The 4,228-nt window shown below is 34.7% G+C and carries 1 protein-coding gene; it reads right to left on the bottom strand.

Annotated features, from left to right (window positions below; genetic code table 11):
• Positions 1-4,228 (bottom strand): choice-of-anchor L domain-containing protein (locus tag BMY86_RS13190; protein ID WP_091470328.1); only part of this gene is annotated, 4,228 nt, incomplete at both ends.

Genomic DNA, 4,228 nt, shown 5'->3' with positions numbered 1-4,228 from the left:
GTCTTAACATAAACTGATTTTCCATATCGATTGAAAATCTCAACCTTATTCGCAACCAATTTTAAGTAATCATTTAAGCCATCTCCATTTGGTGAAATACCTTTTTGGATTTGACAGAATACATTGTCAAATAATTCAATCTCTACAGATGTACAAGCAAATCCTGTTAAGTTAGTAACTGTACATGAATAGTTACCTGGTTCACTTATTGCTAAAGTATTAGTATTAGTACCAACAACAATATTTGCACTATTTCTCCATTCAAAACTATAATCTTGAGGATTTGCAATATTAGCTGTTAATACAAACTGACTTCCAACACACTCTCCTGTAATATTAAATTGAGGTACAGGTGAAACAGTAATCATTACTGATCCTGAAATAACTTGAGTACAGCTACCTAACATTACATTTACTAAAGTATATGTTTTTGTTCCTCCATTATGAGTAATTGAACCGTTACCTGAAGCATCTAAAACAACCGTTTGATTTGAAGTTCCATCGTTATAAGTAATTGTTGCTAATGGAGTACCTGTAAATGAAATAACAGAAGTATCACCTTGACAAATTGTTGAATTTGCACTTGCAAAAGAACCAGTAATTGGAGCTTCGATTACAAAAGTAAACGAATCATCAGAATTACATGGCGCAACACCAACTGCATAATAAATTGTATAAGATCCTGGTACAACTTGATCATTCCAAGTTACAACTCCACTATTGTTTACAGAAATATTAGCTGGTGAACCTATAATAGAATATGTTCCACCTGGAGTTCCTGTTAATGTAGCAGTTGCAGTATTTGCATTGAAGCAATAAGTACTGTTAAATGAAATATCTGCTGTAGGAGGTGTTTGAATCTGAATATCAAAACTCTTAATTCCTGAACAGAAAGTTACAATACTGTATATTCTCATCCAAATTGTTTGAGGAGAAGAAATATTCATGTATGTATCTGGATTTGGAATAGCATTAATTCCAGCAATAGCATCTGCTTGTGATAAATAATATGTAACTAAATAATCAGAAGGAGTAGCAAAATTAGCTAATACAACTGGTGTATTTTGTGTTAAATCAAATGCAGTAGTAGTTGCAGAAGTACAAATTGATAAATCATTTGGTTCTGGAGTGTTTAAAATCAAATCAGGATAAAACTCAACCAAAACAGTATCTTCACCAACACAAGCAGAACCAATGTAATGAGCTACTAATTTATATTCACCTGGTGCAGTAACATTTAAAGTAGAGCCTGTTTGACCAACAAGTTCAACAAAAGAAGTTGCTCCTGGTGCTTGGTGATACCATGTAAATTCATAAGGAGGATTTGTTAATCCACTATCAATAATATAAGATTGACCAACACATAATGCATTATTTCCAGAAACTGTTAAATCGTTTCCTAAATCTACATTTCCAATATCAAATTTACTTAAGAATACAGCACTGTCTAAAGACGAGTCATTTCTGTCTCCTACAACGAATTTCATATGATATGTTTGACCTGGGATTACAGTTCCAACAGCAGACATAGGAATAGTATATCCTTTAAAATTTGTTGGTGCAATTACATCTGGTAATCCATTTTGTGGTGTTCCAGTTCCATAGAATTTATCAAAAAACGTTGGGTTTTCTGAAGAACATCCACCATTATATTCCGCTTTTCTAATTGTTGTTACCGCTACCGGTACTGGAGGATTTGTTCCTGGAATAACAGCTAAATTAGTTGTTACACCTGTAGACAAATTCGTTAAGAAGAAAGCAAAGGCATCAGAGAATGTACATTGGAATGTACCGTACTCATCTGAAGCAAATATGAAATCAAATTTAACTTGATCTGCAATAGGCACAAAATCAAATTCTATTTTTGATGAGTTGTTATAACTTGTTACCGACTGACCAACAGATTGCATATAAGCAAGTAATTGTGCATCACCAGTCCAAGAAGCAGTTCCTTCAGAACCAGCTGTATTAGGTCCGTCACAAGTATCTGCTGAACGAGTTGCTAAAATAATTCCTTCATCTAAACCGAAAGAAGAACCATTTTTATTAAAATATCCAATACCATTTTGTTGTCCAAAATTTGTACCTGTAGACCAAGTAATATTTGATACAATTCCACATGGTGAAGTTACAAGTACGTCTGTAACTAATTCAGGAACGGTATATGAACCTGTTGTAGAAGTTGCAACAGAGTTTTGAGCAAATACTGGCGGTAATACTCTATTGATACAAACGTTAAATGATGATACTAGATTAGCAGTTGAACTTGCTGTCCAAACTCTTAAATAATAAGTTTGACCTGCAACATAAGTATTGTTATAACTAAAATTGTTAATATCACAGTACATTAAAGTTAAGGCACCACAAGTTCCTGAATATACAGCATGACTTAAATCTGTAAATCCAACAATATCATTTAAATTAATAATATGAGCTGATGAAGTTGCAGTAAATGAGAACCAAACATCATCATCTGCAGTTCCACCACACGTTGAACCAGGTAATCCTGAATTTGTTGCTCCTGTAATTGTACCAGCAGTTACAACAGTACAATTTAAATCATTATTTACAGGAACATTTATCGCAGCTGCACACTCATCATTCGCTGGTCTTGTGTAAAAATTAGCTCCATTTGAATAAAAACTAGCATCAGTTGGAGAACAGATTGCTCTTACAAAATATGTATAAGCAGTTCCCGGTGTTAATCCAACATTATAAGTAAATGGATTTGTATTTGCTATAACTCCAACTGTACCTGGTGCAGGAACTGGAGAACCTAATGGCAATACAATTATTTCCCATTGAGAAGCAGTTCCGTTTTCAGTCCAAGCTAAATCAACTGAGTTCGTAGTAATATTTGAAGTTAATAAGTTTGTAGGCTTTGGACACGTAATTGGAGGTGTACAAATAATTGAAGCATCCCATCCTGCAGCAGTTCCAGCAGCGTTTGATGTAAACACAAAAGTTAAACATCCACTTGCAGAAGTAGCCGTAAATGAAGGTGGTAAATTTGTACCTGTATACGTTCCTAAAATTGGAGATGTAATTAAGTTACCATCTCTGATAATTAAATTATCTCCTGCTGCTACATTAAATGAATTAAATATAACAGTTACAACATTTCCTGCATTATCAGGACAAACTGTTGTTACAATATTTTGACTGTTTGAATAAGCTCCTGTTGCTCCTCCTGTATCATAAAAATGATCTCCCGCACAGAAATGTGGTGTAGTACAGAAAGTTGCTACTGAAGACCAGAAACTTTTTTCTGTTGGAGAACATACTGCTCTAACGTACACATCATAACATGTAACTGAAGTTAATCCTGTTACAATAAATGGATTTGTTAAAGCTTGAACCCCTGTTGAAGTAGCAGTTGGTGCCGCTGAACCTTGTGGTAAAACGATTACTTCCCATTCTGTTTCTGTAGCGCCATTAGCCCAGTTAACTTGAGCATTATTATAGTTAATATTAGAGATTGTCGGATTCATTGGTTTCGGACAAGTCACTAAATCTAATTTGATGTTATCAATAGCTGCTGGTGGTTGATTTCCTGCAGTATTGTTATTTCTCCACTCGAAAATTACACGCATAGTACCACCTGCATAAGGAACAGCATTTAACGTATAATTGTTTGTAGTAAAGTTTGGATTAGAATAAAAATCATTTCCAATTTTAATTCTACTATTTACTAAAGCTGTTACTTGCGTTCCAACTGTTGGAGTAAATGAAGCTGGAACTGTCCAAACTCTGAAATAATCCGCTGCTTCACCACTATTATGCCAATCAAAAGTAAAATCTAACTGAGTTGCTCCTGCTGGAATTGCGAAATCTTTATAAGCATGTACAACAGTTGTTCCTGCAACGTTATAGGTATTTGTAACTCCATTAGTTTCTGTAACATATAATGAATGAGTTCCACCATTGTTAATACCTGTACCAACAGCCCATTTATTTGGCTGCGTACCATTAGACAATGTCCATCCTGTTAACGTTTCAAAACCATCAACAAAATTTAATGGAGTGGCAACTTGAGGTAACGTAAATGTAAACGGACCAGCCCATGTACTGAAATTTCCATCATTACAATCAGCTCTAACATAATATTGGTAAACAATACCTGGAATTCCCGTAACAACGTTTGCAGTATTTGAATTCGTAGTTGTACCTGCTCCTGTTGGTAATCCGTAAGGCGCCGGCGCAAATGAATATTGCCAAGAAGTTGTTC

Origin of the sequence: Flavobacterium urocaniciphilum, from assembly GCF_900110615.1 — a bacterium.
Taxonomy (GTDB): domain Bacteria; phylum Bacteroidota; class Bacteroidia; order Flavobacteriales; family Flavobacteriaceae; genus Flavobacterium; species Flavobacterium urocaniciphilum.
This window is presented reverse-complemented; position numbering and strand designations above follow the sequence as displayed.